15 protein-coding genes are annotated in these 14007 nt (G+C 43.2%); 14 read left to right on the plus strand and 1 reads right to left on the minus strand.

From position 1 onward, the window contains the following. The first annotated feature begins 3 nt into the window (after positions 1-3). From ACSC9N_RS02655 to ACSC9N_RS02720, 14 genes are all read left to right on the plus strand, one after another. Entirely contained in the window at positions 4-420 is a 417-nt protein-coding gene (locus tag ACSC9N_RS02655; RefSeq protein WP_004983505.1) for a hypothetical protein, read from the plus strand. Between the two features lie 140 nt (positions 421-560). Next, positions 561-1841: a glycosyltransferase family 4 protein gene (locus ACSC9N_RS02660; protein ID WP_286406677.1), complete on the plus strand. Its 1281-nt coding sequence runs from the start codon at positions 561-563 to the stop codon at positions 1839-1841. Between the two features lie 192 nt (positions 1842-2033). Further along, complete coding sequence (locus ACSC9N_RS02665; RefSeq protein WP_286406678.1) at positions 2034-2585, plus strand: phosphatase PAP2 family protein; 552 nt, start codon at positions 2034-2036, stop codon at positions 2583-2585. 90 nt (positions 2586-2675) lie between these two features. Then, complete coding sequence (gene iscX, locus ACSC9N_RS02670; protein WP_004697668.1) at positions 2676-2876, plus strand: Fe-S cluster assembly protein IscX; 201 nt, start codon at positions 2676-2678, stop codon at positions 2874-2876. Positions 2877-2986: 110 nt separating this feature from the next. Continuing rightward, a complete protein-coding gene (gene ndk / locus ACSC9N_RS02675) occupies positions 2987-3418 on the plus strand; it encodes a nucleoside-diphosphate kinase (RefSeq protein ID WP_004697669.1) in 432 nt (143 codons plus the stop codon). 122 nt (positions 3419-3540) lie between these two features. After that, positions 3541-4776, plus strand: coding sequence for a 23S rRNA (adenine(2503)-C(2))-methyltransferase RlmN (rlmN, locus tag ACSC9N_RS02680; RefSeq protein ID WP_004697671.1), 1236 nt, complete (start codon positions 3541-3543; stop codon positions 4774-4776). 16 nt (positions 4777-4792) lie between these two features. After that, on the plus strand, positions 4793-5593 hold the full coding sequence (gene pilW, locus ACSC9N_RS02685; protein WP_004983514.1) for a type IV pilus biogenesis/stability protein PilW: 801 nt from the start codon (positions 4793-4795) through the stop codon (positions 5591-5593). After that, entirely contained in the window at positions 5584-6360 is a 777-nt protein-coding gene (locus tag ACSC9N_RS02690; RefSeq protein ID WP_168159468.1) for a helix-turn-helix domain-containing protein, read from the plus strand. The genes pilW and ACSC9N_RS02690 overlap by 10 nt, the downstream gene beginning before the upstream one ends. 18 nt (positions 6361-6378) lie before the next feature. Beyond that, complete coding sequence (gene ispG / locus ACSC9N_RS02695) at positions 6379-7494, plus strand: flavodoxin-dependent (E)-4-hydroxy-3-methylbut-2-enyl-diphosphate synthase (RefSeq protein ID WP_004697677.1); 1116 nt, start codon at positions 6379-6381, stop codon at positions 7492-7494. Beyond that, positions 7491-8786, plus strand: a complete 1296-nt coding sequence (hisS, locus tag ACSC9N_RS02700) for a histidine--tRNA ligase (RefSeq protein ID WP_004983518.1) — start codon at positions 7491-7493, stop codon at positions 8784-8786. Before ispG ends, hisS begins: the two co-directional genes overlap by 4 nt. A 27-nt stretch (positions 8787-8813) precedes the next feature. Then, a complete protein-coding gene (locus ACSC9N_RS02705; protein WP_279745513.1) occupies positions 8814-9512 on the plus strand; it encodes a YfgM family protein in 699 nt (232 codons plus the stop codon). Further along, complete coding sequence (bamB, locus tag ACSC9N_RS02710; protein WP_058870298.1) at positions 9509-10654, plus strand: outer membrane protein assembly factor BamB; 1146 nt, start codon at positions 9509-9511, stop codon at positions 10652-10654. Before ACSC9N_RS02705 ends, bamB begins: the two co-directional genes overlap by 4 nt. 167 nt (positions 10655-10821) lie before the next feature. After that, positions 10822-12231, plus strand: a complete 1410-nt coding sequence (der, locus tag ACSC9N_RS02715) for a ribosome biogenesis GTPase Der (RefSeq protein WP_010327527.1) — start codon at positions 10822-10824, stop codon at positions 12229-12231. A gap of 90 nt (positions 12232-12321) precedes the next feature. Continuing rightward, positions 12322-12996: a 4'-phosphopantetheinyl transferase family protein gene (locus tag ACSC9N_RS02720; protein WP_171519361.1), complete on the plus strand. Its 675-nt coding sequence runs from the start codon at positions 12322-12324 to the stop codon at positions 12994-12996. A 32-nt stretch (positions 12997-13028) separates the two neighbouring features. On the opposite strand, the gene secF is transcribed toward ACSC9N_RS02720, so the two are convergent. Next, positions 13029-14003 (minus strand): protein translocase subunit SecF, encoded by a 975-nt coding sequence (gene secF / locus ACSC9N_RS02725; protein WP_005401700.1) that lies wholly within the window; start codon positions 14001-14003, stop codon positions 13029-13031. Positions 14004-14007: the final 4 nt, after the last annotated feature.

Consider the following 14007-nt stretch of genomic DNA (forward strand, 5'->3'; position numbering starts at 1 on the left):
GCCATGAAACTGAACATTATTATACTGCTGTTTTGTGTAGCGGCCACCCCAATAGCTTATGCAAAACAGTGTCAAATTGAGCGTTTAACTTCAAGCCAGTTGAATCTAAGTTCATCGTATCTTAGTCAAGCTGCAACTTCTTTCTCAGTGGCTTGTGATAGTAATTACGCGATTAAATTCAATTCGCGTAATTTAACTAATGCAACAGGGAGTAGTTATTTAGTCAATGAGAAAAACTATAAATTGAGAACTCAAATGAATATTTCAGGAGCAAGTGCATCACGTTGGAATAGCCCTATTGCTCAACCAGCAACTGAGCAAAATAAGTTTGTAGTCTTGGTGCAATTGATGGAGCGCCCAACTGCCTTAACCCCAGCAGGTGTGTATAAAGATAGCTTGTATATTAATTTGATGTTTTAAATTTTAGGTCTTTAAACTATTAATATGTAAAAAGATACCTACTAATCATAGGTATCTTTTTATTTGATTGCATTCATTATCATAAAACTGTCAAATAGTTTGCCTAAACTTGGAGGAAAATAAGAAAAGTTTGGAATAGTATGATCGGTTCAATTACAACAAAATTATTCAAACAGCACAATTTCCCAGAACCTCAGCGGTTTTATCTCAAGCAACAACATCAGCATAATATTCAGCAAGAACTCTCTATCCTTGAAGAAACCCTCAAACCCAAGTTAAAAATAACCATCGTGACGGAAACATGGTCACCAGAAATTAATGGTGTGGCGAACTCTTTATTACAACTGTGTAAAGGTTTGCAGACACTGGGACATCGTATTCAGCTCATCCGCCCAATACAAAAAAACATATGTACCGACTTTCAGGCGGAACAGGAGTGTTTGGTTTGGGCAAAAAGCATTCCTAAATATGCCGACATGCAGTTTGGTATGCCACAGTATGTCAAAGTCAGCAAAGCGATTGAATGCTTCGCACCAGATGTGGTCCATATTGTGACGGAAGGACCGTTGGGGTTGACGGCACTGTATGCTGCTCAAGCACATCAAATTCCAGTGTCGAGTGGTTTTCATTCAACTTTTCATGATTTTAGCCGCTTCTTTGATTTGGCTTTGCTGGTCAAACCGATTGAAAGTTATCTTCGCTGGTTTCATAACCATACGGTACTCACCTGTGTGCCGAGTCAAACGACGTTAAATCAACTCCAGGCCTTTGGGGTGACTTGTCCTTTGGTTGAGGTTGGGCGAGGGGTCGATACAACTCGCTTCCATCCAGAGCACCGCTCAGAACAATTGCGTCAGCGTTGGCAAGCAGATGCAAATACTACGGTGCTGTTATATGTGGGGCGTTTATCTCCAGAAAAAGAAGTCGATGTGCTCATTGAAAGCTATTTGAATATCAAGAAGCAGCAATCACGCAAGTTGAAAATGGTGATTGTGGGGGATGGCCCGGATCGTAAGCGTTTAACTGACATGGCAAATGGCTCAGATGTTATTTTTACGGGAAGCTTAACAGGGCAGTCACTTGCTCAAACCTACGCCAGTGCAGATGCTTTTGTTTTTGCTAGTCAAATAGAGACTTTTGGTAATGTGGTACTCGAAGCCATGGCCAGTGGCTTACCTGTGGTGGCCTATAACTATGCCAGTCCGCAGCGTTATATCAAGCAAGGTATAACAGGGTGGTTGAGTCCTTTTGGACAAGTGGCACACTTTATGCAAACTATTATTCAGTTGCCAGAGCAAAAGGTGCTTAGATGTATGGGAACTCAAGCACGTCAAGACATTGAAAGTGTGGGCTGGCAGTATCCTGTAAAACAGTTTGAGCAAGCCTTATATCACGCGGCAAAGATTAAGGCAGCACCTTAACCAATAGCTATATTAAAAGCGTCGGTGATAAAGATGAGTTGGGTAATTTTGATGGGTTTTAACTTAAATCATCAAACTGTCAAAAATACCCTTTAATATGAGCCTAAAGAGAAGCGATTTTGATGAATTAAATCGTCATATAACAATGATTTTCCAGCTGAACTTTCAACATTGTTGTTAAGGAGAAGTGGTATGAATCTTAAAACTGCAAAAATAAGAATATTAGATTTAGATTTAAAAGGCTGTGTCTATCTCAATCATTTCTCCCATTCGCATGCTGTAGCTAATTTTTTTAAGCGGATCAGTCGATTGGGAGATGGCATCTTTTGGTACACGATGTTGGCTTTAACTTGGTTGTTGCAAGGATTGGTCTACAGTTTGCAAATCCTGTATTTGGTTCTCGGTTCATTGTGCGGGACTTTAATTTATAAAGTCTTAAAAATCAAAACTATTCGCCCAAGACCCTATCAAGTACATCAAGTGATTCGAATGGGTGAGCGACCTCTCGATCACTTTAGTTTTCCTTCGGGTCATACTTTACATGCAGTGATGGTCAGTACGTTATTAGGCTTTGTACAGCCAATTTTATTGGTGCTCATGTTGCCTTTTACTGTTTTGGTTGCCGCGTCACGCATGATTTTAGGGCTACATTATCCAAGTGATGTGTTGGTCGGAGCGGCTATAGGTGTGGTTGTAGCCGTCGCTTTAATTTGTAGTGCACCATTTTTAAATATCGTGTTGTAAAAAAGCCCAATTTTATCCCAAACAAACTAGCGCTTAAATTTCAGAGTTTGCTACAGTACAGCATCTTCTACATTGTGATGAGACTCCACCATGGGCTTACGTTGGTCAGACACTATTGATATTGCTATTGAGTTGTATGAAGCTCATCCAGATGTCGATCCGCAGTGGATTCGCTTTACAGACTTACATGCTTGGGTGTGTGCCTTACCAGACTTTAGTGATGATCCGACCAAGTCGACTGAAGGTTTGCTTGAAGCAATTCAAATGGCATGGATTGACGAAGCGCGATAATCCTTGTATCGAAAAAAGCAACTTTTTACAGAGTAAAAGCAGAAAATTGTGCATTATGTCGGTATAATGCGCCAAAATTTTCATGTCTACATTGACTTAAGGAGCCAATCATGGCTATTGAACGTACTTTATCTATCGTAAAACCAGACGCAGTTGCTAAAAACCACATCGGTGACATTTTTGCTCGTTTTGAAAAAGCTGGTCTTCAAATCGTTGCAACTAAAATGAAACACTTGACTCAAGCTGAAGCTGAAGGTTTCTACGCAGAGCACAAAGAACGTGGTTTCTTTGCTGACCTAGTTGCGTTCATGACTTCTGGTCCAGTTGTTGTTTCAGTTCTTGAAGGCGAAAACGCAGTTCTTGCTCACCGCGAAATCCTTGGCGCAACTAACCCTAAAGAAGCTGCTCCAGGTACTATCCGCGCTGACTTCGCTGTAAGCATCGACGAAAATGCTGCTCACGGTTCTGACTCTGTAGCATCTGCTGATCGTGAAGTTAACTACTTCTTCGCTCAAACTGAGATTGCTCCACGTACTCGTTAATTCGAAGTATTCAAACCAGATAAGTGTTATTATACTTATCTGGTTTTTTTATTCCCTGAATAAATTTCTGCTCGTTTATTGAGCTTCTCCTTTCATCGTTAGACATGGTTTAGGTAATACACATGAGTACTGAAGTGGTCGCTGTCTCTACAGTTTCGGCTGAACAGCAACAATCTCCATCCGCTCCTGCACAGCAAAACTCTGTTGCGAAAGTGAACTTACTTGGCATGTCACGTCCGCAGCTTGAAAAATTCTTCGAAGATATGGGAGAAAAAAAGTTTCGCGCAGGACAGGTGATGAAATGGATTCACCAGTTTTTTGTGACTGATTTTGCTGAGATGACCAATATCTCAGGCAAGTTGCGTGAAAAACTTGAAAAACTTTGTGAAATTAAAGCGCCAGAAGTGGTGCATAAAAATTATTCTAAAGATGGTACGCGTAAGTGGGTCTTTCGTGTCGGTGAGGGCGAAGGCTCTTTGGTTGAAACCGTATTGATTCCTGCTGAACATCGCAGTGGTTTGCGCCGTACTTTATGTATTTCATCTCAAGTGGGCTGTGCACTGGATTGTTCATTCTGTTCAACCGGTAAACAAGGCTTTCAGCGCGACTTAAACCCAGATGAAATTATTGGTCAGTTATGGGTCGCAAACTATTCTTATATGGAAGATGTGCCTGTAGCTGAGCGTGAGCGTTCGGTGACCAACGTCGTAATGATGGGGATGGGCGAGCCATTACTCAACTATGATGCCGTATTGAGTTCAATGCGTATTATGCTAGATGACTTTGCTTATGGTATGTCTAAGCGCCGTGTGACCTTGTCGACTTCAGGTGTAGTGCCGAAAATTGATCAATTGGCACAAGATATTGATGTTGCATTGGCAATCTCCCTACACGCGCCAAATGACGAACTACGGAATGAATTGGTTCCAATCAATAAAAAATATCCATTGGCACAATTGATTGCAGCATGTCAGCGTTATATCGCTAAAGACGGTAATGAAAGTGCGCGTAAGCATGTCACAATTGAATATGTGATGTTGGATGGGGTGAACGATCATCCTGAGCATGCGCAGCAGATGATTAAGTTGTTGAAGAACTTACCAAGTAAAATTAATTTAATTCCGTTTAATCCATTTCCACATGCGCCTTATGGTCGTTCAAGTCGCAACCGCATTATTTCTTTCCAAAAAACTTTGTCTGACGCTGGATTTGTGTGTACGATTCGTCAAACGCGTGGCGATGACATTGATGCTGCCTGCGGACAATTGGTCGGTCAAGTGGCCGATCGAACACGTCGTGCTGAGCAGTGGAAAAAGAAAGTAGCAGAGAAAAACGAGATTCTACGTTCACAAGGATAATATAAGGGGATGCCAATTGAAAAAACCCGTTTCTAAACTTTGCCTTGCGCTGACACTGGGTGTGTCAGTGTGGTACTTGGTGGGTTGCCAAACCGTGAATACGAAAGGTGATCCAAGTAAAGCAGTACAAGTTAGAACGCAGTTGGCGGCTGAATATATTAAGTCGAATGATTACGATGCTGCGAAACGTACATTGGATCAAGCATTAGACATCGACTCTCGTGATGCATCTGCAAATATGATGATGGGCGTATTGTTACAGCGTGAAGGCAGTCCACAAAATGTGGAAAAGGCAGAGCGTTATTTTAAGCATGCAATTGCGGCTGAGCCAAAAAATGCACAGGCTCGTAACAACTACGGTACGTATTTATATCAAATTGGGCGTTATAATGACGCGATTGATCAACTTCAAGTTGCAGGTTCAACTTTAGGGTATGATCAACGTTATCGAGCATTGGAAAATTTAGGTCGTGCGTATCTACAAGTAGGTCGAGTGGCGGAAGCAGAAGCAGCTTTTAAACAAGCCCTACAGGTAAACTCAGGTGCCTATCTTGCCATGATCGAAATGGCGGAAATTTCATATTTACGTCAGCAAAATGCTGAAGCTACGCAGTACTATGAACAGTTTGTGCGAGCGGTTGGCGAGAAAAACTTAGATGCACGTGCGCTTTGGATTGGGATCCGAATTGCGCGAGCAAATCATGACACGATGGGTTCGCAAGTACTGGTCAACCAGTTACGTGCATTGTATCCAGACAGTCAAGAATACAAACGTTATTTGCAATTACAGTACACTACTGAGGCCGTATGGAAGTAAATCCTAATTCACCACAATCGAATGGTTCTAGCAATGCTTTAGGAAATATCCAACGTCCGGGTGATTATCTTCGTCAAATTCGTATTACGCAAAAACGTGAATTAAGCGACGTTGCCAAAGAGTTGAATATTCCACTCAAGACTTTAACTGCGCTTGAGCAGGATGAATATACGGCGCTTCCAGAAGCAACTTTTATTAAGGGTTACTATCGTACTTATGCGAAGTTCCTAAAAGTGGATGCTACTACGATTATTCAGCGTTTTGATGATATCTATGCCAATGATACGGGGCTATTGCCAAATCATGCATTGAATAATTCACCGATTAAAATCATGGGTAAATTACCTGGCTCTAACCGTGACCGTAACCGTAAATGGTTGAAACGTGGACTGATTGCGATTATTGTAATTGCGATTTTGGCAGCGTTGTTCGGCATGATTCAGAATTGGTCAGGCAGTACAGATGAGGCTACGACTCCGCAGACTGAATCTGATGTACAAATCATCAATATGAATGGGGCTGCTGCAACTACAGGGGATCAGTTGAAACTTGAGTTCAATCGTCCTACGTCTGTACATATTGTCGATTCAACTGGGAAAGTACTGGCAACAGGGCGTCAAGCCTCTACACTTGAGCTTGCTGGCGAGACACCTTTTCAAATTCGTATCGATGATGCCGCTGCTGTGTCACTCAGCTTAAATAATGAAAGTATTTCATTGTCACCATATACCGTCGGTGGAAAAGCAGATTTCCGCTTGTCACGTTAATGGGATCAAGGAAAAGCAATGATTGTAAATCCAATTAAACGCAAGCCTACTCGCAAGATTCGTGTAGGTTCGGTCTATGTCGGTGGTGATGCACCTATCAGCATTCAAAGTATGACCAATACTGAAACTTGTGATGTGGAAGCAACGCTGGCGCAAATTCAGCGTTGTGCAGATGTGGGTGCGGACATCATGCGTGTTTCTGTACCGACGATGGAAGCGGCAGAGGCTTTTGGTGAAATTCGCAAGCGTTCATCAGTGCCGTTGGTTGCAGATATTCATTTTGATTACAAGATTGCACTGCGTGTTGCAGACTTGGGTGCGGACTGTTTAAGGATTAATCCCGGGAATATTGGCTCTGAAGCTAAAATCCGTGAAGTGGTAGCTGCAGCGCGCCATAACGATATTTCTATGCGTATTGGGGTGAATGCAGGTTCACTGGAAAAAGATATTCAAAAGAAATATGGTGAGCCAACTGGTCAGGCTTTGCTTGAATCGGCGATGCGTCATATTGATATTCTAGACCGTTTAGATTTCCACGAATTCAAAGTCTCAGTGAAAGCATCCAATGTGTTTTTAACCATGGACGCTTATCGCCTACTTTCACAGCAAATTGATAATCCGTTACACCTGGGTGTAACGGAAGCTGGGATTTACCGTACAGGTTCAGTGAAGTCTGCGATTGCATTGGGCGGTTTGTTATTGGATGGCATTGGTGACACCATGCGTATTTCCTTGGCAGCGGAACCTGAAGAAGAGATTAAGATTGGTTTTGATATTTTAAAATCACTCAGTCTTCGCTCAAATGGAATCAACTTCATTGCTTGTCCAAGCTGTTCACGTCAAGAGTTTAACGTGATTTCAGTGATGCAAGCCTTAGAAGAGCGTTTAGAGGATATTCGTACCCCAATGGATGTGTCGGTGATTGGGTGTAAAGTGAATGGTCCAGGTGAAGCCAAAGAAGCCGATATTGGTGTAGTTGGTGCAAGTCCACGTTCACTGGTGTATCGTAATGGTGAAAAGAGCCATTTAATTGACACAAATCAGTTGGTTGACGAAATCGAAACGATGGTTCGTCAGCGTGTTTCAGAGCTTGAAGAAGCTAAATCTAAAGAGATCATCCGTAGTTCATCATGAGTTCAATTGTCGCAATCAAAGGTTTTAATGACATTCTTCCTACGCAAACACCAGCGTGGAGACGTCTTGAACAGCATCTCGCATCATTGATGGATGCGTATGGCTACCAGCAAATTCGTTTGCCTATTGTTGAGCAAACCAATTTGTTCAAACGTTCGATTGGTGATGCAACGGATATCGTTGAAAAAGAAATGTACACCTTCTTGGACAAAGGTAATCCGCCTGAGTCTTTGACTTTGCGTCCTGAAGGAACAGCGGGCTGTGTACGTGCCATGCTGGAGCATAACTTGCTTCGCGGTGCGACGCCTCGTGTTTGGTATATCGGGCCGATGTTCCGTTATGAAAAGCCACAAAAGGGTCGTTACCGTCAGTTCCACCAATTTGGCGTGGAAACCTTTGGTGTTGCAACCCCAGATATGGATGCTGAGCTGATTTTGATGACGGCACGTCTGTGGAAACGCATGGGTGTGGCAGATAAAGTTCAACTTGAGTTGAATACTTTGGGTGAGTCTGATGAGCGTGCAGCTTATCGTGCGGCATTGGTGGAGTTCTTAGAATCACATAAAAATGATTTGGATGAAGATTCACAGCGTCGTTTAACCACCAACCCACTACGTATCCTTGACTCTAAAGATGCAAAAACCCAAGCCATTTTAGAAAATGCGCCGAAGTTGCATGACTTTATGGGGGAAGAGACGCTACAGCACTTTGCAACTTTGCAGCAGTATTTAACTGATGCAGGTGTGAGCTTCGTGATTAACCAAAAACTGGTGCGTGGCTTAGATTATTACAACAAGACAGTTTTTGAGTGGACCACCACGCATTTGGGCTCACAAGGTACAGTCTGTGCGGGCGGTCGTTACGATGGCTTAGTGGGTCAGCTTAAAGGCAAGGCTGATCAGTCTGTACCTGCAGTTGGCTTTGCGATGGGTATGGAGCGTCTGTTGTTGTTGCTTGAGCAAGTCGAAGACGCTACGCCTATACGTGACTGTGAAATGTTTTTATTGGCTGATCCAGCGTCACAGGGCAAAGCTTTGGTGCTTGCAGAACAGATTCGTAACCAGTTAGATGCAGCATCAAGCACGCTTCGTTTAAAAGTGGGTTCACATGGTTCAATGAAGTCACAAATGAAAAAAGCGGATCAATCGGGTGCTCTTTTCGCGCTGATTTTGGGTGAGCGCGAGGTGGAAGCTGCACAGTTTGCCGTAAAAGAGTTGGCAACAGCTGAACAAACTTTGGTTGCGGTGGATGACATCGTACCATTTATGATTGAAAAATTTTCTTCAAAATAAGCCAAAATATAAGGAAAGGGTAGTCACATGAGCGCATTAAGTGATGAAGAACAACTTGATAGTTTAAAGTCTTTCACTAAGAAATATGGTTCAGCCATTATTAGTGGGATTTTAATTGCGCTGATTGCCTTTTTTGGATGGCAATACTGGCAGAAGAAGACTTTAGCCGAGAACCAAATGAACACGGCTAAAGTTCAGCAATTGATGGATGAAGCGCGTGCAACGCAAGGTGATGCATTTACAGCCTTGTCTGCAACTGCGGACAAAATTGTGAAAGAAGCACCAGATTCGGCGCAGGCCATTCAAACGCAATTGTTGATGGCAAAATTGGCCTATGATAAAGCGGATTATGCAAGTGCTGAAAAAGCATTGAAGAAAGTTGAAAACTCTAAAGTGGATGACGACGGCTTAGTGCAAATTGTGAAATTGCGTTTAGCGTATTCGCAATTGGCGCAAAAGAAGTTTGATGATGCGATTAAAAACCTCGCATTGGTAAAAGATCCTGCTTTTAAAGCGACAGCCGATGAAGCTTTGGGCGATGTCTATGTGGCTAAAAATGACATCGAAAATGCGAAAAAAGCCTACCAAAGTGCATGGGATCAGTTGGTTGAACGTAAACAAGAACGCCAAATTTTACAAATTAAACTCGAAAGTGTTGGTATTTTAGTTGATGATCCTGAAATCGAACGTCCACTTATAGAAACAGCAGCGGAAGAAACTGAATGAATAGAAAATACAAAATTTCGTGCGCATTAACTGTATTGACTTTAGCGCTTGCAGGTTGTGCAAGTAGCGGAAAAGTAGAAGAAGTTAAGCCGAATCCACTTCCAAAACTGACTCAGGCGAAAACTCTGACTCCTGTATTTTCTCAAAGTGTGTCTTCAACTTCGACAGCTGATCCTTTACGTTTACGCTTAGATGCAGACAACGGTGTAGTTTTTGCGCTTGACCCTAAAGGTGTCGTGACGGCATATCAAGGCAAACAAAAACTATGGCAGAAAGAAGTATCTAAAGCCGGTTTGAGTTCAGGTGTTGAAGCTGCTGATGGTCATGTCATTGTAGGCAACGCCAAAGGTCAATTGTTTGCTTTAGATCAGGCAACTGGCGAGCAAAAATGGACCGCACAATTAACGGGTGCACTTCTTGCGCCATCGTTGATTCAAGCTGGTCGTGTAATTTCTGTAAGTAATGATGGCACTGTTTTTGCGCATGATTTGGCAACAGGTCAGCAAGTGTGGACCTATAACTTACCGAATGTACAACTTAGTTTGCGCGGCAATGCTGCGCCTGTTCCTGTCGATGCGCGTACAGTGCTGATTTCTTCAGCTAATGCCTATGTTTATGCTTTAGATGTGCTCACAGGTGTGCCACGTATGCAGCGTCGTGTAGCTGTGTCGGATGGTCGTTCGGATATTCAACGTTTGAATGATGTCGATGGTGATCCTGTAGTAGCAGGTCAGTACTTGATTACGACCAGCTATCAAGGTCAAGTGACCATGACAGATTTGGCTTCACAGCAAGTGGTGTGGAGTGAAGACTCAAGCAGTACGCAGCGCCCTGAAGTGGTGGGTAATGGTGTATTTGTGGCGCAAACTGACGGCAAATTAGTGGCTTATGAAATTAGCACGGGTCAAAAGCTTTGGGAAAATGACAGCCTGCTGAACCGTCAATTGAGTAATCCTGTGATGTTAGGTCAAGACCTGATTGTCGGTGATCTAGATGGCGTATTGCACATGTTGAACCCTGCGACAGGTGAACTGATCGGTCGTGCGAAGACGTCTGGCGAAGTGCGTACGTTACGTGTGATTGATGATCAGCTCTATGTTGCGACACGAAAGGGTGCATTAAGCATTTGGCAGAATCGTTAATTCTGTTCGACTTATGTTAAACTAGTCGAAATTCGTATTTTTTAAATTCCTCGGGGTGTTTGCTTAGTCAAAACCCCGAGTTTTTATTCAGGTTTTTCACCTAATTTTCTTCCAGTTTCTGATGTTCAGACCAGTCTCACTGGCTGATCTTGAATAAAGGTTAATCTATGAAACCCGTAATTGCGCTCATTGGTCGTCCGAACGTCGGAAAATCAACGCTATTTAACCAGATCACCAAAAGCCGAGACGCGCTTGTTGCTGACTTTGCCGGTCTGACTCGTGACCGTAAATATGGTGATGCTGTATTTCAAAATAAGTCTTTCATTGTGGTTGATACTGGTGGTATTGGCGAAAATGAAGGCGGTATCGACTCTTACATGGCAGAACAGTCTAAAACTGCCATCAATGAAGCCGATATTATTGTATTCGTAGTTGATGCACGCGCAGGCCTGCTCGCATCGGATGAGCAAATTGCGCGTGAGCTACGTACACTCGGTAAGAAAGTTTACCTTGTGGCGAATAAAGTTGATGGTGTACATGCCGAAGCTGCACTTGTTGAATTTTACAAGTTGGGTATGGGCGAACCTATGCAAGTGGCTGCGAGCCATGGTCGTGGTGTACAGCAAATGCTTGAAGATGTGCTTTCAAGTGTGCCTGAAGATGAAGATGCAGATGAGCACGACAAGAACACAGGCTTACGTTTAGCGATTATTGGTCGTCCAAACGTCGGTAAATCGACGCTAGTGAACCGTTTGTTGGGTGAAGAGCGTGTAGTTGCATTTGACCAACCGGGGACAACCCGCGACTCGATCTATATCCCGTATGAACGTGATGGCCGTCATTACACCTTAATCGATACTGCAGGTGTGCGTCGTAAAGGTAAAGTCGATGAAATGATTGAGAAGTTCTCAATTGTGAAAACGCTACAGGCCATTAAAGATGCCCATGTCATTGTGGTTGTTCTTGATGCACGTGAAGGTGTGGTTGAGCAAGATCTACATTTGATTGGTTACGCGCTTGAAGCGGGCCGTGCGATGGTGATCGCGATTAACAAATGGGACAATATGTCTGAGTATGATCGCAAACAATGTAAGTTGGATGTTGATCGTCGCTTTGACTTTATTCCTTGGGCGAAAGTGCATTTGATTTCTGCATTGCATGGTACGGGTGTGGGGGATCTATATCCATCGATTCACCGTGCTTATGATTCGTCACATTTGAAAGTTTCACCTGCAAAAATCACACAAATTTTAAGTGATGCTACGGATGCGCACCAACCGCCAATGGTCGGTGGTCGCCGTATTAAAATGCGTTATGCCCATATGGGTGGACAAAATCCACCTACGATTGTGGTGCATGGTAACAAAGTTGATAAAACGCCTGCGGATTATCGTCGTTATTTAGAAAACGTATTCCGTAAAGTGTACAAACTTGAAGGTACGCCAGTACGTATTGAGTTTAAAACCTCTGAAAACCCATTTGAAGGACGTAAATCACAGGTGGATGAACGTACAGCAGCGCGTAAGCGTCGTTATGTTCAGAAATTTAAGAAAGCTGAGAAGAAATTCAAACGCTAATCAGGCATTAAGGTTTTGATGCTGAAAAGCCCAAAGTGATCTTTGGGCTTTTTTATTTTATGATGCATGAAACTATGATAGGAAGGCAAAGTGGCAAGGACAATACGTGTTGAGCTGAAAAAGATTGAGGACATTGTGCTGGTGGATCACAACCTGTCACGTGTTGAGCAAATTGCACAGCGAAAACAAGCCATTTATCAATATCGCAATCAATGCTTATCCGAACAACGGCAGATGATTGTGGATGATCACTCCATTGCGTTGAGTGAGACAGGTAAACCTTATTTGCTTGATCAGCCCTCCTTTCATTTTAATCATAGTCACAGCCAAGATTACTATGCTTTAGCTACCAGTGAGTGGATGCAAGATTTAGGCGTGGACGTGGAAGAATTAAGCCGAAAAGTACGCTTTGAGGCTTTGGCTAAACATGCTTTTCACGTAGAGGAACTTCGCGTGTGGCACGAGTTTGATCAGGACAAAGCATACTGGTTTAAGGTCTGGACCACCAAAGAAGCGGTGCTTAAAGCCTCGGGTTTAGGCATTCGTTTAAACTTAAATGAACTGAACACTCAAGCACATCCAACGCATAATGGCGGCATGTGTAGTCATCCGCTGATTGGGAGTTTTGCCTATCAAAATTTTGAGTTGGGAGATGTGATGTTGACCGTGGCTTGGCGGGCAGAACAGTCCTGCCGTGGCTATGCGTTGCCTCAGATTGAGCTGGTACAACACCTTCTCACCGACATAAAAAAGCCTCTCGATTGAGAGGCTTTCTTTTTTCATACTATGGTAAGTATTTATGGAATTTCATTTTCTTCTTCAAACTCAGGCTTCACTTGAACAATGAAGTCTTGACGGTTTAAGCCACGCCATAAAGCAAAAGCTGTACCGATGTAGATTGAAGAGTAGGTACCCACAAAGACGCCCACAAACATTGCAACAGAGAACCATTTAAGGCCATCACCACCGAGGATCATCATTGAGATCACCACCAACAATAAAGTCATTGAGGTGTGAATGGTACGACGTAGGGTCTCAGTTAAAGCGATGTTAACGATCTCTAAAGGCGAAGCGCCACGAATCTTACGGAAGTTTTCACGAATACGATCCGAAACGACAATGTTGTCATTCAGTGAGAAACCAATCAGAGCCAGAATTGCAGCCAATACAGTTAAGTCAAATGGCCACTGCATCATGGCAAAAATACCAATGGTGACCACCACGTCATGGAACAAAGACAGTACCGCACCCATCGCCAGTTTGAATTCAAAGCGAATCGTTACGTAGACCAACATCAGCAGTAATGCTAAAGCCACAGCACCCGCTGAGCGAATGTAGAGTTCATTGCCGACTTGTCCACCCACCACATCAACTTTGTTAACTGAGGCTGAGTTACCCGGTAGCTGTACAGCTTGGGTAATGGTTTTGGTTAAGTCTTCTGCCGCTGTGTCTTCTTGTACAGGCATACGTACAATCAAATCACGATCTGAACCAATGGTTTGTACCACAGGGTCATGAAAACCTGCTTTGGTCAGTGCGGCAGAGACATCGGCCGATTTCACTGGTTTGCTATAGTTTAGTTCGGCAGAAATACCACCAGTAAAGTCCAAACCTAAGTTGAGACCCTTGGTGAAAATAAAGAATAGGCTGCCGATGGTTAAGACAATAGAAAGAATGGCTGCAGGCAGCGCAATCTTCATAAAATCAATCACACGTTCATCATCTGGACGGCCGTATTTTTTTGAATCTTGTTGAGTCACATCAGTCATCATCGAT

This window comes from Acinetobacter sp. PC34 (assembly GCF_051789135.1).
In the GTDB taxonomy this organism is placed as follows: Bacteria; Pseudomonadota; Gammaproteobacteria; order Pseudomonadales; family Moraxellaceae; genus Acinetobacter; species Acinetobacter johnsonii.